This window comes from Lactiplantibacillus paraplantarum, from assembly GCF_003641145.1.
GTDB classification, from domain to species: Bacteria; Bacillota; Bacilli; order Lactobacillales; family Lactobacillaceae; genus Lactiplantibacillus; species Lactiplantibacillus paraplantarum.
Map to the genome: position 1 here is coordinate 2,499,205 of NZ_CP032744.1, position 22,571 is coordinate 2,521,775.

26 protein-coding genes are annotated in these 22,571 nt (G+C 44.9%); 7 read left to right on the forward strand and 19 right to left on the reverse strand.

Annotation, left to right across the window (positions count from 1 at the left end; all coding sequences use genetic code 11):
- Nucleotides 1–67 precede the first annotated feature (67 nt).
- The 3 genes from LP667_RS12365 to LP667_RS12375 all read left to right on the forward strand — a co-directional run bounded on the left by LP667_RS12365 (nucleotide 68) and on the right by LP667_RS12375 (nucleotide 3,699).
- Complete coding sequence (locus LP667_RS12365) at nucleotides 68–568, forward strand: methylated-DNA--[protein]-cysteine S-methyltransferase (RefSeq protein WP_021732281.1); 501 nt, start codon at nucleotides 68–70, stop codon at nucleotides 566–568.
- Nucleotides 569–1,589: 1,021 nt separating this feature from the next.
- Nucleotides 1,590–2,489 (forward strand): ABC transporter ATP-binding protein, encoded by a 900-nt coding sequence (locus LP667_RS12370; protein ID WP_021732282.1) that lies wholly within the window; start codon nucleotides 1,590–1,592, stop codon nucleotides 2,487–2,489.
- Nucleotides 2,482–3,699, forward strand: a complete 1,218-nt coding sequence (locus tag LP667_RS12375) for an ABC transporter permease (RefSeq protein WP_021732283.1) — start codon at nucleotides 2,482–2,484, stop codon at nucleotides 3,697–3,699. The genes LP667_RS12370 and LP667_RS12375 overlap by 8 nt, the downstream gene beginning before the upstream one ends.
- A 164-nt stretch (nucleotides 3,700–3,863) precedes the next feature.
- Here the strand turns inward: LP667_RS12375 and LP667_RS12380 are convergent, their stop codons facing one another.
- Genes LP667_RS12380 through LP667_RS12390 form a run of 3 tightly spaced genes read right to left on the reverse strand, consistent with a single transcriptional unit; the run spans nucleotide 3,864 to nucleotide 5,373 of the window.
- A complete protein-coding gene (locus LP667_RS12380; RefSeq protein ID WP_021732284.1) occupies nucleotides 3,864–4,607 on the reverse strand; it encodes an SDR family oxidoreductase in 744 nt (247 codons plus the stop codon).
- Nucleotides 4,608–4,620: 13 nt separating this feature from the next.
- The gene (locus LP667_RS12385) at nucleotides 4,621–4,941 is read right to left on the reverse strand and encodes a carboxymuconolactone decarboxylase family protein (protein WP_021732285.1); all 321 of its coding nucleotides are present in this window, start codon (nucleotides 4,939–4,941) and stop codon (nucleotides 4,621–4,623) included.
- 33 nt (nucleotides 4,942–4,974) lie between these two features.
- Nucleotides 4,975–5,373 (reverse strand): cupin domain-containing protein, encoded by a 399-nt coding sequence (locus LP667_RS12390; protein WP_021732286.1) that lies wholly within the window; start codon nucleotides 5,371–5,373, stop codon nucleotides 4,975–4,977.
- 172 nt (nucleotides 5,374–5,545) lie between these two features.
- Here LP667_RS12390 and LP667_RS12395 point away from each other — a divergent pair, with 172 nt between their 5' ends.
- Nucleotides 5,546–5,980 carry a MerR family transcriptional regulator gene (locus LP667_RS12395; protein WP_021732287.1) on the forward strand — a complete coding sequence of 145 codons (435 nt, stop codon included), beginning with the start codon at nucleotides 5,546–5,548 and terminating at the stop codon, nucleotides 5,978–5,980.
- Between the two features lie 159 nt (nucleotides 5,981–6,139).
- Here the strand turns inward: LP667_RS12395 and LP667_RS12400 are convergent, their stop codons facing one another.
- The 5 genes from LP667_RS12400 to LP667_RS12420 form a co-directional block, all read right to left on the reverse strand.
- Complete coding sequence (locus tag LP667_RS12400; RefSeq protein WP_392389831.1) at nucleotides 6,140–7,078, reverse strand: IS3 family transposase; 939 nt, start codon at nucleotides 7,076–7,078, stop codon at nucleotides 6,140–6,142.
- The gene (locus LP667_RS12405) at nucleotides 7,048–7,725 is read right to left on the reverse strand and encodes a helix-turn-helix domain-containing protein (RefSeq protein WP_021730107.1); all 678 of its coding nucleotides are present in this window, start codon (nucleotides 7,723–7,725) and stop codon (nucleotides 7,048–7,050) included. The genes LP667_RS12400 and LP667_RS12405 overlap by 31 nt, the downstream gene beginning before the upstream one ends.
- 934 nt (nucleotides 7,726–8,659) lie before the next feature.
- Nucleotides 8,660–9,922, reverse strand: a complete 1,263-nt coding sequence (locus tag LP667_RS12410; protein ID WP_050584275.1) for an ArgE/DapE family deacylase — start codon at nucleotides 9,920–9,922, stop codon at nucleotides 8,660–8,662.
- Nucleotides 9,923–10,002: 80 nt separating this feature from the next.
- Nucleotides 10,003–12,594 (reverse strand): ABC transporter permease, encoded by a 2,592-nt coding sequence (locus LP667_RS12415; protein ID WP_033609506.1) that lies wholly within the window; start codon nucleotides 12,592–12,594, stop codon nucleotides 10,003–10,005.
- Nucleotides 12,588–13,289, reverse strand: a complete 702-nt coding sequence (locus LP667_RS12420) for an ABC transporter ATP-binding protein (RefSeq protein ID WP_021731846.1) — start codon at nucleotides 13,287–13,289, stop codon at nucleotides 12,588–12,590. Before LP667_RS12420 ends, LP667_RS12415 begins: the two co-directional genes overlap by 7 nt.
- Nucleotides 13,290–13,460: 171 nt before the next feature.
- On the opposite strand from LP667_RS12420, the gene LP667_RS16785 reads away from it, so the two are divergent.
- Nucleotides 13,461–13,613 (forward strand): hypothetical protein, encoded by a 153-nt coding sequence (locus tag LP667_RS16785; protein WP_003642135.1) that lies wholly within the window; start codon nucleotides 13,461–13,463, stop codon nucleotides 13,611–13,613.
- Between the two features lie 175 nt (nucleotides 13,614–13,788).
- On the opposite strand, the gene LP667_RS12425 is transcribed toward LP667_RS16785, so the two are convergent.
- Complete coding sequence (locus tag LP667_RS12425) at nucleotides 13,789–14,439, reverse strand: endonuclease III domain-containing protein (RefSeq protein WP_021731845.1); 651 nt, start codon at nucleotides 14,437–14,439, stop codon at nucleotides 13,789–13,791.
- A 138-nt stretch (nucleotides 14,440–14,577) separates the two neighbouring features.
- Nucleotides 14,578–15,198: a sugar O-acetyltransferase gene (locus tag LP667_RS12430; protein ID WP_021731844.1), complete on the reverse strand. Its 621-nt coding sequence runs from the start codon at nucleotides 15,196–15,198 to the stop codon at nucleotides 14,578–14,580.
- 194 nt (nucleotides 15,199–15,392) lie between these two features.
- Between LP667_RS12430 and lepB the strand changes: the two genes are divergently transcribed.
- Nucleotides 15,393–16,010: a signal peptidase I gene (gene lepB / locus LP667_RS12435; protein ID WP_003642138.1), complete on the forward strand. Its 618-nt coding sequence runs from the start codon at nucleotides 15,393–15,395 to the stop codon at nucleotides 16,008–16,010.
- A gap of 317 nt (nucleotides 16,011–16,327) precedes the next feature.
- On the opposite strand, the gene LP667_RS12445 is transcribed toward lepB, so the two are convergent.
- The 7 genes from LP667_RS12445 to LP667_RS12475 all read right to left on the reverse strand — a co-directional run bounded on the left by LP667_RS12445 (nucleotide 16,328) and on the right by LP667_RS12475 (nucleotide 19,989).
- Nucleotides 16,328–16,795: a hypothetical protein gene (locus LP667_RS12445; protein ID WP_021731843.1), complete on the reverse strand. Its 468-nt coding sequence runs from the start codon at nucleotides 16,793–16,795 to the stop codon at nucleotides 16,328–16,330.
- Nucleotides 16,767–17,264 (reverse strand): GNAT family N-acetyltransferase, encoded by a 498-nt coding sequence (locus tag LP667_RS12450; RefSeq protein ID WP_021731842.1) that lies wholly within the window; start codon nucleotides 17,262–17,264, stop codon nucleotides 16,767–16,769. Before LP667_RS12450 ends, LP667_RS12445 begins: the two co-directional genes overlap by 29 nt.
- Nucleotides 17,261–17,512 (reverse strand): hypothetical protein, encoded by a 252-nt coding sequence (locus LP667_RS12455; RefSeq protein WP_021731841.1) that lies wholly within the window; start codon nucleotides 17,510–17,512, stop codon nucleotides 17,261–17,263. Before LP667_RS12455 ends, LP667_RS12450 begins: the two co-directional genes overlap by 4 nt.
- Nucleotides 17,513–17,546: 34 nt before the next feature.
- A complete protein-coding gene (locus LP667_RS12460; protein ID WP_003642142.1) occupies nucleotides 17,547–17,852 on the reverse strand; it encodes a hypothetical protein in 306 nt (101 codons plus the stop codon).
- A gap of 93 nt (nucleotides 17,853–17,945) precedes the next feature.
- Complete coding sequence (locus LP667_RS12465) at nucleotides 17,946–18,584, reverse strand: histidine phosphatase family protein (RefSeq protein WP_056988541.1); 639 nt, start codon at nucleotides 18,582–18,584, stop codon at nucleotides 17,946–17,948.
- Between the two features lie 320 nt (nucleotides 18,585–18,904).
- The gene (locus LP667_RS12470; protein ID WP_021731839.1) at nucleotides 18,905–19,348 is read right to left on the reverse strand and encodes a universal stress protein; all 444 of its coding nucleotides are present in this window, start codon (nucleotides 19,346–19,348) and stop codon (nucleotides 18,905–18,907) included.
- A gap of 71 nt (nucleotides 19,349–19,419) precedes the next feature.
- Nucleotides 19,420–19,989 carry a sugar O-acetyltransferase gene (locus LP667_RS12475; RefSeq protein WP_021731838.1) on the reverse strand — a complete coding sequence of 190 codons (570 nt, stop codon included), beginning with the start codon at nucleotides 19,987–19,989 and terminating at the stop codon, nucleotides 19,420–19,422.
- 96 nt (nucleotides 19,990–20,085) lie between these two features.
- Here LP667_RS12475 and LP667_RS12480 point away from each other — a divergent pair, with 96 nt between their 5' ends.
- Nucleotides 20,086–20,769: a YjjG family noncanonical pyrimidine nucleotidase gene (locus LP667_RS12480; RefSeq protein ID WP_021731837.1), complete on the forward strand. Its 684-nt coding sequence runs from the start codon at nucleotides 20,086–20,088 to the stop codon at nucleotides 20,767–20,769.
- A 383-nt stretch (nucleotides 20,770–21,152) separates the two neighbouring features.
- Here LP667_RS12480 and LP667_RS17100 read toward each other — a convergent pair whose 3' ends face one another.
- Both LP667_RS17100 and LP667_RS17290 read right to left on the reverse strand, forming a co-directional pair.
- Nucleotides 21,153–21,500 carry a hypothetical protein gene (locus tag LP667_RS17100; RefSeq protein ID WP_225366502.1) on the reverse strand — a complete coding sequence of 116 codons (348 nt, stop codon included), beginning with the start codon at nucleotides 21,498–21,500 and terminating at the stop codon, nucleotides 21,153–21,155.
- 381 nt (nucleotides 21,501–21,881) lie between these two features.
- Nucleotides 21,882–22,013: a hypothetical protein gene (locus LP667_RS17290; protein ID WP_276330649.1), complete on the reverse strand. Its 132-nt coding sequence runs from the start codon at nucleotides 22,011–22,013 to the stop codon at nucleotides 21,882–21,884.
- Between the last annotated feature and the right edge of the window lie 558 nt (nucleotides 22,014–22,571).

Sequence of the window (22,571 nt, forward strand, 5' to 3'; positions counted from 1 at the left end):
TTGAAAGTTCAGCCACTACAAATTCTGTTATACTAACGCTATCCTAATTGAGATGGAGGGTTCAAGCATGCACTTAACATTGACCCAAACAACCATTAACCAGCAAACTTACTGGCTGGGTGCAACGCCCGCCGGTTTAGCCTTTGTTGGCCGTGCCAACGGTCCACGTGACGAATGGCAAACCTTCTTCAAATCCGCTAATATTCAGTATGATCAACAAGCTAATCAACAGGCAAGTCAAGAGTTACACGACTATTTAACTGGCCACCGCCGGCATTTTGAAGTTCCCCTTGACCAGACGACAGGCACGCCTTTACAACAACAAGTTTGGCAAGCTTTAACTCGTATTCCATACGGCCAAACCGCAACTTATTCACAGTTAGCCACGATGATTAGTCGGCCTACCGCCGTCCGAGCCGTCGCCAGCGCCGTTGGTAAAAATCCACTTCTCATCATTATTCCTTGCCATCGTATTTGCCGTAAGGACGGTCAACTAGGCGGTTATCGCGGTGGCTTACCAATGAAGCGCGCCCTATTGGCCTTGGAAAACGCCGGCGTGACCAAGTAGCTTAGCTTAAAACCAAGCGTGCCCCCTTGTCACACCGAATCAACTATGTCATCATAAAACCAAACTATGATTGCTAATTGTGCTAGTCGTTATGAGAACTAATTCGGATTAAAACGTGCCAAGTTTAGATTGTTATTCGTCAGCCGATGCGCGTCCTATTCCGACCTCCGGGGCTGGGTGCCAATTGCTGGAACGCAGCCGACGTCGATTTGAGCTAACGCCCAACCCGCGTCATCTCAAATACGAGTCTTATTCTAAGCCGGAAGAAGGTCACTTCCAGCTAAGAATAATTTGGCTACTGAGCATTGTCACCCAGCCCCTCCAGTCTAAAAGCCTGTGAGAGGCTACGGGTTGAAGCTGAGCATTGCCTAGCCAACGGATTAATGTGGTCTTGGCGTAGCGAACACAGGCTTCAGTGGCACCGAACACGTTTCGGGAAGCCGCTTGGATGGCAGATGAACGGCCACTTAACTTGGTATAACTTATCGTTGGCTATTTTGATACTGAAACTTTAAACAAAGCGTTAGGTGCATTAGTACTTTGTCGAGAGACTAAAGTTTACTACATCGATTCAGGATTCGTGAGCTGGCTCAATATCATTTTCAGTCTGACAGTTGATTAACAAAATTAACGTTTATGAAAAACAATGACAAATCCAGCAAAAGTTGGGTACGCACATGTCTGCCATTCGAATACTATTCCGACTGGAAGGTATTTCGGCCAATGCTCAGCGGTGAAATTCCACTTAGCAAGCGTCCTTTGCTTGGTTAGTGGAAGACCAGTATTTAAGACGTGGGTTGCGGCTTAAATCTGTGTCCACCGCGTTCCAGCAATTGGCAGAAATGCCTGGAGTTCGGCGTAGGACGAACTAGCAAAGCATGTTTACGCTAACTCGCATTTTTTCCAGCGGGCCTAAGCTGGCTGCTTTTGATTTAATTGGCACGTTTTAATCCGATTTCATGACTAATTAGCTCGCACAACACGTAATGACTTTATTTCAAGAATTTTGGGGGACAAACTAATGCTATCTATCGCACATATCCAGAAGCGTTTCGGGACTGTTCAAGCATTAAATGACGTGTCATTTGACGTCCATGACGGGGAAATCATGGGATTGATTGGTCAAAATGGCGCGGGGAAATCAACCACGTTTCACAGCATCTTAAATTTTCTCTCATTCGATGGTCAGATTACTTGGAACGGGCAACCGTTGACCGCCGATGACTATGATCAAATCGGTTACTTACCCGAAGAACGTAGCCTAATGTCCAAGTTGACTATCACCCAACAAATCGTGTACTTGGCGCGGTTAAAAAATCAACCAGCGCGGGTGACCAAGGGTAAAATTGCTGCATGGATGAAGCGCTTTGCAGTCAAGGGACAACCGACCGATAAAATTGACAAGTTATCTAAGGGGAACCAACAAAAGGTCCAGCTGATTTGTACTTTGATTCATGATCCTAAACTAATTATCTTGGATGAACCGTTCAGCGGTTTGGACCCCGTCAACGCTGACCTGCTCAAACAAGCTATCCTTGATGCTAAGCAACGCGGCGCCGCGATTATTTTTTCCAGTCATGATATGAGTAATGTCGAAGCTATCTGCGACTCACTCGTCATGCTACGTAATGGCGAAACAGTCCTTAAGGGTACCGTTGAAGACGTCCGCGCCCAGTTTGGCCGCACCCGCCTCTTCTTGACGACTGACTGGCCGCAAGCTCAACTGGCTGATCTACCAGGAGTCACAACCGTTACACAACAAGGGGCCCGCCGCTTCCGACTCGAACTTGCCGATGCTTCAGTCGGTCCAGCGATTTTTGATCAAGTCACTGCTGGTCATTACATTGAAGAGTTCAGTCAGCAGCCACCAACGCTGGATGAGATTTTCCGAACTGAAGCGGGAGGTGTTGACCATGAATAAGACTTGGATCGTGACTTTTGAAACCTACTTACGGCAGATCAAATCCTGGAGCTTTTTGTCACTCGTTTTTATGCCCTTCTTGTTCTTCGGGTTCGTGGCCGCCTTTTCTTATTTTGCGGCTCCTAGCGCTAGTAAGAATGACATCGCGGTCGTTAGCACTAGCCCACAATTACGCACAAGTTTCATTAAACAGAGTCATGTGGCTACCGCTAATAAATACCAAACACTCGCCAGCGCCAAGGCTGCGACGAAGCGCAATGACATCGCCGGCTACCTTGTCTTAACAACCAAGAATCAACAGTTGCAAGCGCAGTTCACTGGTCCTAATGCCGTCAGCAGCGGCGATAAGGCTAAGATTCAACAGTTCTTAGCCACTGTCCAAAGCCAACGCAACGTGCAGCGCGCACAACTAAGTGCCAAGCAGGCTCAGGCGTTGGCTGTCCAGCCAAAATTTACTGAACAATTGCAGAAACACGCCGCTTCAGATAAAACGGCTAAAACGGTCTCCTTCTATATTGTGGTCTTCTTTGTCTACTTGATTTTGACCACCTACTCAGCAATCACAGCCCAAGAGATTGCTGCTGACAAGGGAACCAAGATTATGGAAGTCATCTTCTCAAGTACGACACCGCGGAAATACTTCAATGGTAAAATTTACGGTGTCTTACTAGTCATTGTGACCCAACTGCTCGTCTACTTAGTGGGTGGCTTTGCCGTCATGCAGTTCGTTCAACGTAGTTCGCTCACAATTGATTTTTGGCAACAAAACACTGATTTGATCAATCAAGTAATCCACAACTTGGTCTCAATCAACTTGTTGTTCGCATTACTGGCCGTACTACTCTACACCGTGGCGTCGGCCTTCTGTGGGGCTTTGGTGACCCGGGTCGCGGATGCTAGTAAGGCGGCACAACCGGTCATCTATCTGAGTATGCTAGCGTTTTTCATGGCCCTAGCTTTTCAGAACACACCCGACAATCTCTTTGTTAAGATTTTCTCATATATTCCGTTCTTCTCATCATACTTCATGCCATTGCGCCTCATTAACGGCATGGCAACGATGCCCGCTGCAATCGTGTCACTCCTGATTCTCATTGCAACAATCATTGGGAGTATGATCTACATCGGCCGAATCTATGGTGGGCTAATGTTACAGACGGATGAACTCGGTTTCTGGGGCAACTTAAAGCGTGGTTTACGGTTGAAGTAAGCCCACTAATTGACCATTATTAATACGATAACAACAGCAAGCACCCGGTCTAGCAACGTCATTATGCGCTAGACCGGGTGCTTGTATTTTTTGAATTCACATTTTAGAAATTTCCGACTTATCGTCAACTAGCTCAAATGACTGGTAATACCTGCTAAATCAAGTTAAGCCTGCTTCGTCGGATAAATCGTAAACTCATTAACGTTAACATCTTCTGGTTGGTCAATGGCAAAGTTGACCACGTTCGCAACGGCGGCTGGACTGATTCCCACTTGTTGATAAAAATCAGTCATATTCTGTTTGGCCGTCTTATCCGTAATCGTGTGCAGTAATTCCGTATTGATGGCCGCTGGATATAAGCTGACCGTTCGAATATTGGTGCCTTCTTGGGCACTTTCCATCCGAATGACTTCCATCAAATTACGAACCGCAAACTTCGTAGCACCGTACACGCCGGAGCCAGCAAAGGACTTAATCCCAGCCACTGACGATGTCGTAATAATCTGACCAGATTTTTGAGCGGTAAAGATTGGCATGACCGCGGCCACCCCGTTCAAGACGCCTTTGATGTTAATATCAATCATCTGGTCCCATTCATCCGTGTGTAAGGCACTGATTGGCGATGTCGGCATAATCCCGGCATTATTGAAAATCACGTCAAGTCCACCGAATTGCGTTTGGGCTAGCTTAACTAGTGCTTGTACATCAGCTGACTTCGTTACATCCGTCACCCGATAGGCCGCTTGTCCACCAGCGGCCTTGATTTCATCAACTAAAGCGGCCAGGCGTTCTTCACGCCGTGCGCCCAATACGACTTTAGCACCATTACTGGCTAATTGCTTAGCGGTCGTCGCCCCAATTCCGGACGAGGCCCCCGTAATCACAACGACTTTGTTTTTAACTGTCATCTAACTGTTCCTCCTATTCACCGTAAACTTCTTTAATCAGTGCCATTGCTGACCACGCCTTAGGCCAGCCCGCATAAAAAGCCAAGTGGGTAACGATTTCAACGGCTTCATCCTTTGAAATCCCATGATCCTTGCCCATCTTAAAATGGGCCTTTAATTGTGGAAAATCACCACTGGTCATTAAGCATGCAATCGTAATCATGCTCCGATCATGTAAACTTAGTGCGCTTTCGCGTGACCAGACTTCACCAAATAACACATCATCATTTAATGCGGCAAATTGTGGTGCTAATTTGCCTAAATTGTCGCGTCCTGCGGTTTGTTTAACTGCCATAATAACTTCCTCCTTCAATCACTGCTTTAACGTTTATAATTTTGCGTAGGCTTCATCGTCAACTAGTTCGAGCCATTCGCTAGTCCCCTTAGTAATCGCGATGTGGGCAAACCAACTATCCTTTGTTGCACCATGCCAATGCTTCACACCGGGATGAATTGTGACGACGTCGCCGGGATGTAATAATTGGGCTGGCTTACCAGCTTCTTGATACCAACCTTCACCACTCGTCACCAATAAGATTTGGTAGCCATTATGATGAATATGCCAATTATTCCGACAGCCGGGTTCAAACGTCACGTTGGAAACATTCACGTCGACCTGCTCATCACCGGCTAAGGCGTTCAGGTAACTTTGACCAATAAAGTATTGTTGGTAAGCCTCATTCTTCACACCTAAGCCAAATAAACCACTGTTATTAGTTGTTGTCATAATAAAAACACTCCTTAATTATTTGCTTGTTAACTTATCGATGAATACAGCTTACAACTTAAAGTGCACTTTAAGTCAACAATAAAGTTTAAACTTGCTAAAATAGGATTTCGTGGTATTGTTATTGCTAAAGTTACTTCAAATAAAAGCTTGGACAAAGGAGATTTTCACATTGACAACTACCACCACTGAACGTTATTCGATCGGTGACTTCGCTAAAGCCGTTGGTCTCAGCGCGCCCACACTACGCTACTACGAAAAAGCGGGCTTGATTGAACCACATCGCTTAGACAATGGCCGGCGCTATTATGAGACCGCCGATATTAACTGGGTCAAATTCTTATTACATCTCAAAGGAACGGGCATGAGTATTAGCGAATTGCAACAATACGTCACTTGGCGGGCAGCGGGCGACGACACAATTTCCCAGCGATTGGCCCTGCTCAAGCACGTTAAAGAAGACTTTCTCGTCCAGTTCAACGAAGTCCAACATCATCTACAAATTCTCAACGACAAAATTAATTGGTATGAAGAAAAGGAAGCTGGCATTACCCAGGATCACGAAGATTTTTCGAGTTACTTGCAACGGTTTGGGCATCACGAGTAACTGAACAGCGCACACTACTAATGAACGCACAACCGTCATCGCCATTGTTAACAAGTTTGCTAAAATTGGGTTCAGTAGCCTCGTCTGCAAAAAATAGTCGCTTCAAGAACTGAAAATCAATGGCACACCCTGTCAAGTACACAGTTTAAATAATATAAATTATGATGCTTTAAATCGGAGGGCATGATTTCGACATTCTGTCGGGGTCATGCCTTTTAATGACTTTTGACGTCGACCGTTGTTGTACCAGTCAATTGCTTTGGTAATGTTTTGAAGTAATTCTTCTTTGGTCAATGCGGTTTTAAAACTTAAGTCCTCATCTTTTAAATGACTCCAGAAACTCTCCATAGGCGCGTTGTCTCCAGGTGTCCCCGGTCTTGACATGCTATGGCAAATGCCATAGCTATTAAGGGCCCGATTGAATTCTAATGATGTATAGGCCGAACCTTGGTCAGTGTGTAAAATTAATTCGTTGGCGGCCAGGTCATTACTTTTCATTGCTTTATTAACAGTTGCTGTCACCAGTGTTGTCGTTTCGGTATCATCGATCGCCCAGGCAACGATACTGTGATCGTGTAAATCCTTGATGGCACTAAGTCGTAGTTTGTTGAGACTTTGATTACCGTATTTTAATTCAGTACAGTCGGTTGTCCAAACCTTATTAGATTCTTCCTGATTAAAATCATGCTTGATGATATTGGCTGACATCATTTCTTTATATTCCGCTTTACGATCATGTTTACTAATGCGAATCGATGATTTGATATGGTTAACTTGCATTAATCTTCTGATACGTTTGGCATTCACATGGTACTCAGTCTCTTCGTTGATGTGCATAACTAAGGTTTCAACACCAAATATATAATTATGGCTAATTTCTAATTTAAGCATGAATTTAACTAGCTCATCATTTAGTCGTTCATTAGCGGTTAATGTCCGGTTCAACCATTTATAATATGACCTCCGCTTGATCCCGACTTCTTGACACAACCAACTTATGGGATATTTACCGGCTAGTTCTTGAATTGCCTGATATTTTGAGATCCGGTCGATTGATGACCAACCACTTACTTCACTCTCCTTTGAATCTCTTTCAATTTTTTTGACAGGTCCTTTTCCATTTCCAAATGTTTAGTTCTAGCTTCTAATTCTTTTATTTTCAGTTTAGCGATATCTAACTCGGTAAGTGGCGTAGCTTTACTTTTCCCACGGCGGTCGGCTAAAGCGTCCACACCGCCGTTATTTAGCTTCTTGACCCAGGTATAAACTTGTTGATACGAGACCTCAAAATGGCTAGCGGCCTCGTGGTAAGCATAGTCGTTGGCGATAGTCCATTGAGCTATTTCAATGCGTTCAATTTGGGTTGTCTTGCGTCCGTCTTTCATCTTTCGGTTCCTCGGATTTCTATTGGAATAAGTTTTCTTTCCAATAGTATAATCTCTAAACCAATTAGACACCATCCCGGCGCTACTCAAACCATACTTGGTGGCTAATTTTGGAAAAGACAGCTTTTCTTTGATATGTTCCTGTACAATCCTTTCTTTGAATGCTTGAGAATAGCTGCGATTTTTTCTTTGATGCCTTAAGCCTTCACTTCCATTGAGATCGTACAATCTTTTCCATTGATGAATAACGTTTTTATTTATTTGTAGATCCCTGGCAATTGATTGCACCGTATGGTTATTATCAATCAGATTAAGAATGTTAATCTTTTCATCAAATGAATACTTTCTATTTGAACGCATACAAAAACCCCTTAGGTACACAGATTTTTTATTATTTAATCTGTGTACCTAAGGGGTAGTATATCCAATTCTTGAAGCGACTATTTTTTGTAGAATCATGCGTTATGCTAGTTAATTAGTCATGAATCATGATTCAACGTGCCGGTTGGTTAAGGTCAGAAGCAACCAGCTTAGGACCACTGGAAATAAGTTCGAATTAGTGTAAACTTACTAAGCTTGAGCGTCCTATGCCGACCTCCAGGCATTTCTGCCAATTGCCGGAACGTGGTGGGCACAGATTTGAGCCGAAGCCCACGTCTCAAACACTGGCCTTCCACTAACCAAGCACAAGACGCTTGCTAAGTGGAATTTCACCACTGGGCATTGGCAGAAACGCCTTCCAGTCGGGACAGTGTTAGAATGGCTGACATGGATGTACCTAGATTTTGATGGACTGATCGTTATTTTTCTTAAACAGTAATTTTGTTATTTAACTGTCAGACTGATAACACTTTTGTGGCAGTTGATCCGTGTTTAAAAACAGTCAATATCGATTTAATGTTTAATTGAAGTTCCAGTATCAGAATATCCAACGACCATTTGTACCAAGTTATGTGGCCGTTCATCAGCCATTCGAGCGGCTTACCGACTGGAGGGGCTGGGTGACAATGCTCAGTAGCCAAATTATTCTTAGCTGGAAGTGGGTTGCTTCTAGCTTAGAATAAGACTCGTATTTGAGATGACGCGGTTTGTGCGTTAGCTCAAATCGACGTCGGCTACGTTCCAGCAATTGTCACCCAGCCCCGGAGGTCGGAGTAGGATGCGCAACCGCTGACGAACTGCAATCCAACCTAACCGGCACATTTGAATCATAATTAGTACTAATTAAATAACTAGCACAACGTGTCTGAAACCTGCTCAATGATAATCTAATTTACAACTATTACGGCTTCCACTACGCCAGCAATTCCGTAATCATTTTTTGATAAATCTCGATGAAGCGCCCATACATATCTAAATCAACGTATTCATTAACTTGATGCGCCGTAATATTGCCGGGTCCGAAGACGATCACTTGCATATCGGGACTCTTCACAATATAAGAAGATGCGTCCGTCCCACCAGGAGCGCCAAAGTACGGGAGCCGTTGTTGTAAGACTTGTTCTCCAACCTGCTTCGCCAACTGAACCAACTGGCTATCTTCCGGTGTATGCACTGGATAGAACGAACTTGCGATGTTCATCGTTAAGTTGGCACCATCGGCATTGCATTCAGCAATGATGGCTTCCAAATCCTTAATCAAGCGGTCATTCCGTAATTCTGGAATCGTCCGAATTTTTACTGACATTTCGGCACTGGCTGGGACGGTGTTGACCTGTTCGCCACCACTAATTAACGTCACGACGGGCACAGTTGGGCCCAATACGGGATTAACGATAGTCTTGAAACTGTCAAAATAGGCGGTTTGCTTCTGATAGTAAGTCATCAACATATCGATGGCGTTTTGACCAATCGTTGGCATCGAGCTGTGGGCCGCCACCCCTTGTGCTTTAATCGTATAAGTCAGTGAACCCTTATGCGCCAATTCGATAAAGTGTTGTTCGGTCGTCGGGTTAGCAGCCGCCATCCGTTGCGCCGTGTCGCCGTCAACACCTAACATGGCTTGAATCGACTTAGTCAGTAAAAGTTGTTTGTCCGCACCGCTTGGTTCCGCACAGATCAACGTTTGAATATCATCGGCGTAACCGAGTTCCGTCAATTGTTCAGCGCCTAAGTGGTCGACTTCTTCTCCCACAGTTGCGAGTAACCGCACCGTGCCATGGAGTGGGACGTCCTGATCGTGCAAGGCAATCATCGCAAAAACTTCGGCCATTAGCCCAGCCTTCATGTCCGTCACACCGCGACCATACAACCGATTATCTTTGATAGTTGCTGCCAACGGGTCCGCGTGCCATTTATCTGCATCACCCAACGCCACCGTATCTTCATGACCATCTAATGCAATCACGGGACCGTGGCCATCACCAATTTCGGCAACTACATTAACCCGTTCAGGGGCGTATTCAATCGTTTTAGCTTCAATCCCATGTTGCTTTAAAAGGGCCACCAAATAATCGGCAACTAATTGCTCGTGATTATTAACCGTATTCATTTTGACAATATCGCTTAATGCTTGTACAGCAGCTTCTAACTGTGTCGTTTCTGCCATGCCATTCATCCCCTAGTTAACTATAATTAAACTGTTCTTATCAATTTAATTATACCACTTTGACTCCTGCTGACCGCTGTCAAGCACGTTTAATCGACGGATTTCAATGCATCCAACATATTAACTCGCTTCAACTTACGATGCATCATTCCCATGACTAACAAGCTAAAGGCCAGGGTCAACAATGCCGAATAAACATAACTTAGTGGATGAATCGTTGGTGAGAACATTAGTGCATTGGTCTCGGCCGTTTGTAGAATATAGGCGTGCAACCAATTACCTAAGAAACAACCCGCAATAATACCCAAAACAGTCAAAATCAAGTTTTCACGGAAGATGTACATCGTCACTTCGCCGTCGTAAAACCCTAACACTTTGATTGTTGACAGCTCCCGGATCCGTTCAGAAACGTTAATATTCGTTAAGTTATAGAGCACTACTAGCGCTAGAGCACCCGCCGAGATGACAAAGATCAATACGACTAAGTTCATGCTATCCAACATTTTGAAGTTGGTCGCTTTCTCCGTACTCATCAGCGTGACGTTCTGAACCCCCGTCTGCTTCAATAGTCGATCCGCATAAGCATTCTCCCGCTTTTTCGTCGTTTGCTTAAACCGGACATAGTTCGTGTTATATACCGGGGCCTGCTTGAAGACACGGCGATAGTAAGTCGGACTCATATAGATAAAGTGATTGACGTAATTTTCGGCTACCGCGCTGATGTGAATCCGCCTAGCCGTTTGCCCGGCCAACTTGATTGTTAAATCATCGCCCGCCTGAACGCCATATAACTTAGCTAATTTTTCATCGATGACCGCACCGTTATCCCCGATATGAATGGCCTGATGACTTTGACGGTGTCGTAATACCACGAACTTACTTAGCGATTGGTGGGGTGCCGGGATACCGAGCGTAGCCGTCTGTTCTGCTACCCCAGACTGTTTAACTGTCACCTGCTTGGCCTGCAATTTCAAACTTGCCTGATACAGTTGACCACGGCTGAGTGCTTGCCGTTGCTGAGAAGTTTCGTTACCACTACGCGTCACCACAGCATCGTAGTGCCACAATTCGTTAAATTGTTTGACGCTAATATCACCAATGGAATCCTTTAAGCCAAACCCCGTAATCATCATTGCCATACAGCCCGCAATACCGAGCACGGTCATCAGCAACCGTTGCTTATACCGAAATAGATTACGAAGCGTGATTTTATGATTAAAACTCAACCGACGCCATAGCCATTGCCAGCGTTCTAATAGCAAAGTCTTACCGGCCTTAGGTGCTCGCGGCTGTAAGAGCTGCGCGGGTAAACTGTTTAAATCCACGCGGAGCACGACCAGGGCCGTCCCCAACGTGCACAACAACGCAATGGCTAAGGCGATACCAATGTCCATCCAAATGTATTGAACGTTGATGGCGGGCAAATTATACATACTACCATAGGCTTGCGCGATAAACCGCGGGAAGAAATTGACGCCGAACAGGACGCCTAGCGCGGTCCCAATCAGCGCGGCCAAACCACCGTAAATCATAAACTCGCTGCCGACCGCGGTATTCGTATATCCCAGCGCCTTTAGCGTCCCCATCTGTAGCCGCAACTCTTCAACCATCCGCGTCATCGTCGTTAGGCAGATCAGTGCGGCAATCGCGATAAAGAATAGTGGAAAGACAGTCGACAGTGCCACGACCCGTTGTGTATTTTCGTGATATTCCGTGTAACCCGGATTATCCGTACGGTCGGTATACAAATAAGTCGGCATTTTGATGGCCGCGACCTGGGCCCGCGCACGCTTCAACTGACTTTGTAACTTGACTAATTGCGGCGTTCCCGCTGGTACTTGACTCGCAAGTTGCTGAGTCGCTTGTTTTAGTGGCTTCAGCTTAGCTTGGGCCTGGGCTTGTAATGCCTGCTGTCGCTTACGCGCTTGTGGCTTTAACCAGCGTTTGAGTTGCGCGGTGTTCTCACGATTCAAGCGCCGATACTTCGCCGTATAAGGAGTGATACCCCGCAAATTCTTGAATTGCACGTCAATGCGAGTTATCACACTGGACTTAATCACCTGCGGGCGAACATAGACCAAGTAGTCCAAAGTCCCTTTGCCAACGTTGGTGACGCCCCGATTCGTATTTTCAACATACGTTGGTGAATTGATAAACCCTACGACCTTGAATGTTCGCCGCGTGAACTGTGCATTGTGCTTAGCCGTACTACTAATTCGATACGTTGAACCGACTTTTAACTTCGGTTGCAATTGTTGTGCTTGCGCGTCTAACACGATCTCATTGGACCGTTTTGGCAACCGGCCCGTGACGACCCGTAACCGATTCAGCCGTTGGGTTGTCGGTAACGCCATCACCCGCACAACTTGACTATTGTTCAACTGATTAACATCAACGTAGCGCGTCGCTTGGTAAGTGAGTTGTGAGCCATGTTGAGCTAGCACTCGTGTATCAGCCTTAGTCAGTCCCATTGTCGACTCGACGCTATTAGTCGCTAGTTTTTGCTTCGCATAATAATCATTAGCCGCCTGCGACATATCCGGACTGGTCGCCCGAATTCCCGTATAAAAAGCCACCCCTAAGAAAATAATTAGTAATATTGAAGCAAACCGGGCTTTCGACGACCAAATCTCACGCATAATTGTTTTAAAATAAGCTGCTGTCATCGCTGCACCTACCATTCAATCTCAGCAAGTGGGGTCGGATGAGCATTGTGCTCGACCGACTGCACTTGAGCATCATTGATACGAATGACTTGGTCACCCAACTTCGCAATCGCACTATTATGCGTCACAATGATGACCGTTGTCTTCGTCTGCTTAGCCGCATCTTGAATGACCTGTAAGACTTGCTTACCCGTCTGATAGTCGAGCGCACCAGTGGGTTCATCACAGAGTAATAATTTGGGATTCTTGGCAACTGCCCGCGCAATTGCGACCCGCTGTTGTTCACCACCGGACAATTGGGCGGGAAAGTTATCCGCTCGGTGCGTCAGCCCCACTAAGGCTAACGTCTCGTCAACGTCGCGGGCATCCTTGGTGATTTGCGATGCCAACTCGACATTTTCACGTGCCGTTAAGTTCGGAACTAGGTTGTAGAATTGAAAAACAAATCCGACTGCTTGCCGCCGATAAGTCGTTAATTGCCGTGAGTTCAGCTGAGCAATATCCACGCCATCCACCAGCACATGACCACTCGTAGGACTATCCATGCCACCTAAAATATTGAGTAACGTGGACTTACCCGCACCACTTGGGCCTAAAATCACGACGACCGTGCCCTGGTCAACTTCAAATGAAATATCACGATTAGCGATGGCCATCTGCTCACCATTTTTAAATTGGCGCGTTGCTTGTTGTACTTCGATGTATGCCATTAATTTAGCCTCCTATATGTAATCGGTTACTATTATCATACCGTATTTTCAAGACTCACGGTTAGTATTTAAGTCAGCGCTTGCATTTTGCGCCGCATTACCCGTACAATGACAGCAACCGGTGACACCATAACTCCAGTGTCGTTGCCGATTATACAAGGAGGCTTACCTATGATTGCCCAAGCCATTGCGACCGTTTTAATGCTAATTGTTTTTATGTTCGGCTTTACTTACTTTCTGAATAGCTTATTTTTCCGGCGCATCGAAAAACACGACCGTGAACAAACTAAAAAACGCGAACATCAAGACCACCACTCGTCTTAATGCTCGCGTCAGTACGTATTTGCTAAAAATAGGCCCACCAGTTAAAGTCAAGGGCAGCCAATTTCGGCCTGTCGGAAAAGGGAGGTTAGTGTAAACTGACTTTGCTTGCACGTCCAGCACTACTTACAGGCAGTTCTACTAATGGCTAAAACATGCTCGCTGTCGCCCCACGCTGCTAGATCAGTGCCTCATTTTCCTCATTCAACTTGTCACAGTCAATGATCAATTGACAAACTTCTTTGTCCGGCGTCAACTTCATCGAATACTTCCGCCCATATTCAATCATCGTGTGATGGGCTTGATGTAATTCTGCCGGTGCCAACACACTCACGATTTTTTGTTCAACTTGTAAGGGCGTCGCGGTCTGAGCGACAAAGTGTAAACGTTTCGAAATGGCTGAGACGTGTGTATCGACAGCAAACGTTGGTTGTTCAAAAACGTCACTCAATACCACGTTGGCAGTTTTGCGGCCGGCACCTGGTAATGCCATGATACCTTTACGATCGGTCGGTACGACATCGGCTAATTCTTCATGGACAATGCGCGCCGTTTTGATGATGTTACGGGCCTTATTATGAAATAATCCGACGCTCTTGATAATTGCTTCCACATCCGCAACATCGGCCGCCATCAAGTCCTTTGGTTCTGGATACTTATCAAACAGCACCGGCGTCACCTTGTTAACCGAGACATCGGTCGCCTGAGCGCTCAGAATTACTGAAATCAAATACTGAAACGGCGTCCGCGAGTCCAGGGAAGGCCCCACTGGTCCGATGTCTGCTTCCATTTGGTGAATTGCCCACACGATCTGATCATCTTTTAGCATTGCGCTTACCGCCTCTTTCTTATCCTGTTTCTAAGTTAATTTTAAGGCTGAGGGGGTGTAATGTCTATTATTAAAAATATCGCGGCCTTATTTCTAATCCAAACTTCAATGACATGAACACAGTACAATTAATTTCTATCAATCATCATCACGATCAGCAAAATAGGCGGCCCGTTGCCGAGCCCAATATTCATGGTCGGCGGTGGAGATTTCTCGTAAGACATGGCAAGGATTGCCGACCGCGACCACGTTATCCGGAATATCATGCGTGACCACGGAACCAGACCCAATCACGACGTTACTACCAATCGTGACACCCGGATTAACGACCACATTGCCGCCAAACCAAACATCGTGTCCAATCGTAATTGGCCAACCATATTCAAGTTGTTCAGCACGAATGGCGGCGTCAATGGGGTGACCCGCCGTATACAAGCCGACCCGCGGTCCCATAAAGACGTTATCGCCAATCGTTATCCGCCCCACATCAACAAAAATCGCATCGTAATTGGCGTAGAAGTGCTTGCCAATCGTCGTGTTGCTCCCATAGTCGGTATGAAATGGCGGTTCGATATAGCCCCCGTCACCAATTTTGTTGAACATTGCCGTTAGCAACCGCTGCCGTTCTTCTGGTTGGGCTTCGGTTGTTTGATTAAATTCTCGTACTAACCGTTTGGCACGATGATTTTCGCGGCCTAATTCTGGATCATCGGCAACGTACAATTCGCCGGCCAACATCCGTTCCTTCTGTGATTTCATGCTTCTAGTTCCTCCCATCAATCGCATTTCGCTTTCATCAGCATAGCACGTCACTGTCACAATCAACGCACATTTTTGAAAGTAATCGCCCCCATTTTAAGTGTAATCGAACTTTTAAGCTTTTTTATACTGCGAAAAAATCATTATCGTTTATAATGAGAGGTATACACACACAATTAAGGGAGTTTTAACCATTGAAAACATTTAAAAGCATTATGAGCTGGGTGGTCCCGATTGCGATTGGCTTGATCATCGCCCTACTGATTCGTCAGTTCTGGTTTACTATGGTCAAAGTCGATGGGACTTCGATGCAACCGAATTTACAAAATAACGAACGCGTTGTGGCTTTTAAGACTAGTAAAATCAAAGCAGGTTCCGTCGTCGTCTTCAACGCCTACGGACTCGATCCGAACCAGACCGACAAAAACGCCGTTTATGTTAAGCGGGTCATTGGGATGCCTGGGGATACGGTCCGCTACACAAGTTCCGGTAAACTTTACGTGAACAACAAATTAGTCAAGCAAACCTATCTCAAAAATAAGTATCAACAGACAACTGGTTCCTTCATGGCTAACAGCCATAGCAAGTTCACGGGTTGGACCCTCAATAGTTTGAGCCATGATCAAGGCTGGGCCAAGTCCGTGACCAACAATACCGTACCGAAGGGCTACTACTTTGTCCTTGGTGATCACCGGAGCGTCTCTAACGATGGCCGTTATTGGGGACTCGTTCCTAAGAGCAAGATGATTGGGGTTGTCAAAGCATGGCCATGGCAGAACCGCAAACAATATATTAATAACTACCAACCTTAAGATTTGAACACCTTATCAGCAAGTCGTTAACTGCGGCTTGCTTTTTTGTTATACAGATGACTCGTTTGTATTTGCAGTGTCCTCACTTATTGCCGATGTAAGGTCATTGGCGTCATTAGGCAGAACCGTCAACAATACAACAATCATTTTCAAAACTAACAAATAAACGAATCAACAAAGTTATGAACAACTTGTTGATTCGTTTATTTGTTAACCAGACTTTTATCCACAGTTAATAACTTAATGCCGTTATCCACAGTATCTACATAAGTCTTCAATTGACTTGATCAGTTTTCTGAACGGATTATCAAATCCGCCTACTTTTGCCGTTGGCGTCGATCCCGGACCCAAAAATACGCACAAATAATCGGGCTTAAAGGAACCAAAATAACTGCCATCAAAATATTCTTAAAGAAGTTGATAAAGCCATCCATGAAGTCACTCTTAGCTTCAACTTGCGGTGTTAATGCGGTTGGAACGGGCTTAGGCTTTGTCCGCTTGGCTGCTACTGACCATGGTCGGCCGGAGTCTTGAATGATTTGCTCATCATCTGGTCGCGTTGCCGGCATTTCCTTGGGTTGCTTACGCCAGACTTGAAACACCCGTGGCCAACGATACTTCACGATTGGAAACAGCACGAGCGCACAAATAATACTGTAAATGACGAACGGATTAAATTCTAACACGATCCGATTGACTTCCTGACGCGCCGTAAAAAACATGATAATGAAGACGGCAATTGCACCGTAAAACCAACTAATTAGTAAATGACTCGTTTTCCACACGTTGTGCCACCTCCCCGGTTGTCGACATACTCAATCGCACCATACTTTTACACTGCAAGCCATCTTCGTAGATTGGGTCTGGATAGTTATCCACAAAGAAGTTGACCCACACCGCAATCATCTCAAAACCAGCGTGTTGATAAATCGCTAGTTGCCGCAACGATGAATTACCAGTACCAATTTGCAGTTCATCACAGGTCGGCGCCGCTTGGCAGACTGCAATCGCAGTTGCCAGCAAAGCCTTAGCAATGCCGCGATGCTGATATTCGGGCGCCACCGCAATATTTTTGACTTCCCACACCCCTGTTTTGAGCGTTGTCAACACGACAACACCCACCACTTGTCCATCTTGTTGATAACCATAACATTGGCCTGTCGATAAGTACGCTGTGACCTGTGCCCAAGATGGATCGGCTAATAACAGTAAATCCCGTGGAATTTGAGCTGCCGCTATCGGTTGGATCTTCATGACCGCCGCCTTTGATGCCGTTGATAGCCGTTACCCCAGCATACATAAGGAATGATGACTGCGATAATTGCTAAAGCATACTCGCGCACCGTTAAGTTCATGGCATTGACCACGACAAGGTATGCCAAAAAGGCCGTCCATAAGACCGGAACAATGCCGCCAATCCAAAAATGGCGACTGGCTGTGAACAAATATTCTTCTAAGATAAAGATAACAATTGCAATAACACCTAAAATTAGTAATTGCATGGGGCCACTTCCTAACTTGTGATTAACGCAGTGACTACTGCTTGTTTAACTGTTGTAGCATATCCACAAAACGTCCGATTGTTAAGTTAGCCACATCTTCATCGGAATAGAAGATGATCATTTGGGACCGTTGTTCTGGGGATAAGTTCGCTTGGGAGCCAAAATAAACTAGGTAAACGTCCGCGCTATGGTCCGTCAAACTCTGACCATAATCTGTATCTAACGTGAAGTTGAAATCTGCGCCTAATTGTTTTTCCATGGCGGCCATGAAAGCTTGCACATCCGCAGTTGCGACCGTCTCTTGGCCGGCCACCGTACTCGTAATAACATTAACTTGCATTTTAAAAACCCCTCGTTTAAATTTTAAACTCAATTTTCACAGTAGCGCACTTTTGTATAAACCGCAAGCCGCTAGTTGTCCACAGTGGATAACTTATTTCGTGGTTTGTAATGCAAACTTATCCCCAGTATAAGCCACTGTAGTTATCGTACTAGTCGTTAAGATTTGCTGAGGTGCCCGCTTTCCAGTCGCTAAGTAATAGATTGCGCGTAGTGGCGCACTATCGACAATGATTAAAGCATTGCCACGGTCCGGTGTTGCAGTCATGACTTGTTGCAGCCCATCCTGATACCGATCCCAGAATTCATTCCCGCTCTCAGCCAATCCATCCGCATCGTGATCATGTAACAACGTCTGCAATTCACTAGGCGTCTGATCTGCGGCAAAAGCGGCGACACTCGGGTAACCCAACTTAGTCGCAAAACCTGACCAAACCGCCGCGCATTCAGTTCCTTCAAAGCCACCATAAAATGGCGCGCGTAACGCGACTAACGTTCGCAACTTAACCGGTTGTGCCCGTGAGCCTAAGATAATGCGCGCAGTCTGAACCGCCCGACTCGCATCACTAGCGAAGGCGGTATCAAACGTTGTCGATGCTAACTGCTGCGCGACCGCTGCTGTTGCCTGTTCGCCAGCCGTCGTTAATGGCGTACCGCTCCAACCCTGGAACCGGTCAAGTTGAGTAAAGTACGTTGCCCCAGCAACGACTAAGTGTAAGGTGATTGATTTCATGGTTAATTCTCCGTTAGTTTTTTTAGATTATTAAACTATTTTAGCATAAAAACCGGGACGGACAAACGGACTCTAAGACTTGTTTAATATGAATTTGAGTAGAATTGTCATTAGAACAACGACTGTTCAAAGGTTATTTTCCACCTTAATTAATAATCCGCAAACAAAAATAGCGGTCTTATGATGAAACTAAATTGGCCCGATAATAATTAACCAAGTGATATTTAACAAAAAAAGATTGCACAGCACTCTGCTGAACAATCTCATTAAAGACGCCCCCCATCGCTGGCGGGCCTTATCAATCAAAATTTATCTGATCACTACCGAATTACCAGTACTGAAATTGGTGCGTGCTTAGCCATATATGCGGCTTGCGAACCGAAGTACTTGCGAACACCGTGCTTGGCCACTGAGCCAATGACTAGTAGGTCGGGCTTCAACGCTGGAATCACCGTCTTTACGATGGTTTCACCAGGGTCACCTTCATCGACGACCGCGTTCACTTCCGCCACCCCGAAATCTCGAGCTAATTTCTGATACTGCTGGACGTGTTCTTCCAAATCCTTGCGTTGGCCATGAACAAAATCTTTGCTCATCGCTTCATACACGTTCATATTATCCTGTTCCAAAATTGAAACGATGGTTAACTTAGCACCGTCACTCTTGGCCCGGTTAATGGCGTACCGAAACGCTAACTGCGCGTCATCCGAATCATCAACCCCGACTAAGATGTGCTTAAATTCCTTAGGACTCATCTCTGACATATGGCTCCACTCCCCATTCTCTGATAATCTGACTACACCCTTATTTTCATCAATTTAGGCGTAATTGTCAATTATGACTGCGGGGCATTTTGTTTCAACACACGCGCCGGATTACCGACCACGATAACGTTATCTGGAAACGAATGCGTTACGACAGCCCCGGCACCAACAATCACGTTGTTACCCAACGTCACTCCGGGTAAGATCACGGCACTGCCACCAATCCAAACATCATTACCAATCGTAATCGGTGCAGTCCGTTCCGCTTCAGTCCGCCGCACAGTTGGGTCTAATGGATGAGCAGGCGTGTACAAGCCAACTTTAGGACCGAATTTGCAATCATTACCGATCGTAATCAGCCCTTCATCACATAACGTGACCCCATGGTTAGCATAAAAATGATTACCGATACGAATGTTGACGCCATAACTAAATTCAAAGGTCGGTTCAACGAAGAACCGGTTACCGGCTGAACGTAGGAGACTTTTCATCTTAGTATTCCGGTCATCATTATCAGCAATCTGATTATATTGCATTAACTTCGTCCGCACGTCTCGCCGACGTTGCTGTAGGATTGGTGATTCTAAGTACAATTCACCATTAATCATCTGTTGATACGCTGGGTCATTATCGATTTCCATGTTTAACTTCCTTTTAAGTATGATACTTTAAGCATACCACACCGTTCAAAATTGCTGTATGATGGTTTAAATAAACCTATTGAAAGTAGTGGTTCCATGCAATACGCAATTTTTGATCTCGATAATACCATCCTTGACTTTGACCGCGCTGAAGCTGCCAACCTCGCGACCGTCTTTCAGCATCATGGCGTCACTGATATTCGCCGTGCAGAAAATGAGTATCAGGCCTATAACGAAACTGTTTGGCAACAAATCGAACAAGGTGCCGATCGTGATAGCTTGTTAGACCAACGATTTCAAGTCTTTCTAGGCACACTGGGCATCACCGTTGACGGTCCTACGGTTCAACAAGAATACGACCAATTATTAGCGCACAGTTACCAAGTAATTCCCGGCGCCCACGAACTTTTGCGCACGCTGACCAATGCTGGGGTGACCTTACTCGTCGGCACTAACGGTATCAAACACACCCAGCTCAGTCGCTTGGCAGGTGCCCATATGACGCCCTATTTTGATCATATCTTCATCTCTGAAAGTATCGGTTATGCCAAGCCGAACCCACACTTTTTCAGCGCTATTCATGACCAATACCCAGACATGACGACCACGAATACCGTCATGATTGGTGATAGCCTGCGTTCAGACATCGCGGGAGCGGCCACCGTCCAGTTACCTAGTATCTGGTACAATCCACGGCATGTGCATAACGACACCACGATTGCCCCAACTTACACTGTGGATAACTTTAAGCAAATGCAAAAACTGTTATTAACAGCTTAAACGCAAAAACAATCAGCAAACTCTGTGCGTAAGCCTAACGTGTCTTAAAAACTGAACTATTTAACATATTAGGTCCTATGCGGAGTAGTTGTATCGACGACGCTTAACTTAATAACCTGCTTACCTTGATTTCCAATCAACAAAAAGACCAATTGCCGAATCAGCAAGAAAAGCAATTGATATCAAACAGTTGTCGTTGCTTGATTCAAGATTCGGTCGTGAAACAATGATAATAGCAGTTCATTTGGGTAAGCTGTCAAAACGTGCCCTTTCTTCTCAGGTGATAAGATTTTCAGATTTAATCCACTTGACGATTGCTATCAATTAACGTGCGAGAAGAATAGCTAAAGGAACGGGCTTAAAAATGAGTTATATTCAAATTTTTATGAAAAGAAGCCGTCGCGCCGGTAATCAACGCTTAGGCTCAAAAAAATCACAAGCAAGGGTACTTTTAATACCTGAGATAATATCAGCATCCATCTAATTTTTTTAAAGATCGTCACCGTTAATGCCTTTTTATCACTGTCTAAAGTATCACTGCTTTGTGCGCCGGCAATCAACTGCTGCATCTCCTTTATTGGACCTAAACTATCCACAAACGCAATTACAAAAGAAATGAAACCAACACACTTCATAATAGAAAAAACCAAAAGCATGTACTGGTAATCAGTATTTAGCACGAGTTCACTAAAGACTAAGACCGGTATCGATGCCAGTAAGAACAGTTGCATTATCAATCGTATTTTTTCCGACCTTGTCTTATTTCTTTTTTTGAGTTTAACTAGACCTAATTTCAATAAGAATTGTTTTTGATGCTGAATTTTTTTATCTATAAAATGTGTTACCAAATAGTACAAGCAACCATAAGCGAAAAGTATGATAACCTGTTTGAATAGCATCGATTGGAAAATCAGCATGAGCAGCTCATTCGAATATGAAGACATTAATTTAAAAAATCCTTTCTGAAGTCACCTAAGTATCTTAGCTTAGATAGCAGTATTTAATGAAAAACGTTGTGTCTAGATTTCTCATTGAAATGAAGCACAACGCTTTTGGTATTAGAAAATAAATGATTATACGCATGAAGAATAACACTATTATGATCCATCAGGTCAGACAAGGGTTATTGCCCATGCACCTACTTTGACAGCGGAGATTATATTCTTAGTTGCTAACAACACAAACCCAAAAGCTACTACGCCGCCGATAACTTCCAATACTTCGCGTCCATTAAATTCAGGCATTTTATGCTGAATGTTTTCAATGCCATCGGAAACAGTCACAAATTCAGGAGCTGTAAGTGGAAAACCTGCGTTATTCCAATAAATTTCGATAATAGTGAAAGCCTCATTGCTTGATCTAGTATAATAGGTAGCTAGAAACTAAGAACACCCGTGGCTAAATATAATAATATGTATTGTGCGTCTGGTTGAAATTCATTAACATAATCTGCAAAGCCTATTGAATGGACACACTGCATCTCATCCGATATAAATCAGGTAATGATCACACTTTTATTTAACCAAAGTAACTTAAAAACATAAGAATTTTCACGCCTCTCTTATTGTGCCTATCGGATATTTCCGTAGCTAAGTGGGCTGATTTGATTGACTAGACTCGTATCAATGCCATTGTCCTCATCAAACCGTATAAACAATCATTAACCTCAATTAAAAAAGCCATGCAGCCCCATTCTTACAGTTACGACACAGTAAGAATCAGGCTTCATGACCCATAACACGTTTCAAATTTAACCACGCGGCGACGATTGGCAGGAACACCTGTCAATTGATGCCCACCGC

Excerpts from the sequence above, each read along its gene's own strand:
- LP667_RS12365 (WP_021732281.1), top strand. The coding sequence starts at position 68 with ATGCACTTAACATTGACCCAAACAACCATTAACCAGCAAACTTACTGG.
- LP667_RS12370 (WP_021732282.1), top strand. The coding sequence starts at position 1,590 with ATGCTATCTATCGCACATATCCAGAAGCGTTTCGGGACTGTTCAAGCA.
- LP667_RS12375 (WP_021732283.1), top strand. The coding sequence starts at position 2,482 with ATGAATAAGACTTGGATCGTGACTTTTGAAACCTACTTACGGCAGATC.
- LP667_RS12380 (WP_021732284.1), bottom strand. The coding sequence starts at position 4,607 with ATGACAGTTAAAAACAAAGTCGTTGTGATTACGGGGGCCTCGTCCGGA.
- LP667_RS12385 (WP_021732285.1), bottom strand. The coding sequence starts at position 4,941 with ATGGCAGTTAAACAAACCGCAGGACGCGACAATTTAGGCAAATTAGCA.
- LP667_RS12390 (WP_021732286.1), bottom strand. The coding sequence starts at position 5,373 with ATGACAACAACTAATAACAGTGGTTTATTTGGCTTAGGTGTGAAGAAT.
- LP667_RS12405 (WP_021730107.1), bottom strand. The coding sequence starts at position 7,725 with ATGCGTTCAAATAGAAAGTATTCATTTGATGAAAAGATTAACATTCTT.
- LP667_RS12410 (WP_050584275.1), bottom strand. The coding sequence starts at position 9,922 with ATGAATGGCATGGCAGAAACGACACAGTTAGAAGCTGCTGTACAAGCA.
- LP667_RS12415 (WP_033609506.1), bottom strand. The coding sequence starts at position 12,594 with ATGGTAGGTGCAGCGATGACAGCAGCTTATTTTAAAACAATTATGCGT.
- LP667_RS12420 (WP_021731846.1), bottom strand. The coding sequence starts at position 13,289 with ATGGCATACATCGAAGTACAACAAGCAACGCGCCAATTTAAAAATGGT.
- LP667_RS16785 (WP_003642135.1), top strand. The coding sequence starts at position 13,461 with ATGATTGCCCAAGCCATTGCGACCGTTTTAATGCTAATTGTTTTTATG.
- LP667_RS12425 (WP_021731845.1), bottom strand. The coding sequence starts at position 14,439 with ATGCTAAAAGATGATCAGATCGTGTGGGCAATTCACCAAATGGAAGCA.
- LP667_RS12430 (WP_021731844.1), bottom strand. The coding sequence starts at position 15,198 with ATGAAATCACAGAAGGAACGGATGTTGGCCGGCGAATTGTACGTTGCC.
- LP667_RS12450 (WP_021731842.1), bottom strand. The coding sequence starts at position 17,264 with ATGAAGATCCAACCGATAGCGGCAGCTCAAATTCCACGGGATTTACTG.
- LP667_RS12455 (WP_021731841.1), bottom strand. The coding sequence starts at position 17,512 with ATGCAATTACTAATTTTAGGTGTTATTGCAATTGTTATCTTTATCTTA.
- LP667_RS12460 (WP_003642142.1), bottom strand. The coding sequence starts at position 17,852 with ATGCAAGTTAATGTTATTACGAGTACGGTGGCCGGCCAAGAGACGGTC.
- LP667_RS12465 (WP_056988541.1), bottom strand. The coding sequence starts at position 18,584 with ATGAAATCAATCACCTTACACTTAGTCGTTGCTGGGGCAACGTACTTT.
- LP667_RS12470 (WP_021731839.1), bottom strand. The coding sequence starts at position 19,348 with ATGTCAGAGATGAGTCCTAAGGAATTTAAGCACATCTTAGTCGGGGTT.
- LP667_RS12475 (WP_021731838.1), bottom strand. The coding sequence starts at position 19,989 with ATGGAAATCGATAATGACCCAGCGTATCAACAGATGATTAATGGTGAA.
- LP667_RS12480 (WP_021731837.1), top strand. The coding sequence starts at position 20,086 with ATGCAATACGCAATTTTTGATCTCGATAATACCATCCTTGACTTTGAC.
- LP667_RS17100 (WP_225366502.1), bottom strand. The coding sequence starts at position 21,500 with ATGCAACTGTTCTTACTGGCATCGATACCGGTCTTAGTCTTTAGTGAA.
- LP667_RS17290 (WP_276330649.1), bottom strand. The coding sequence starts at position 22,013 with ATGCCTGAATTTAATGGACGCGAAGTATTGGAAGTTATCGGCGGCGTA.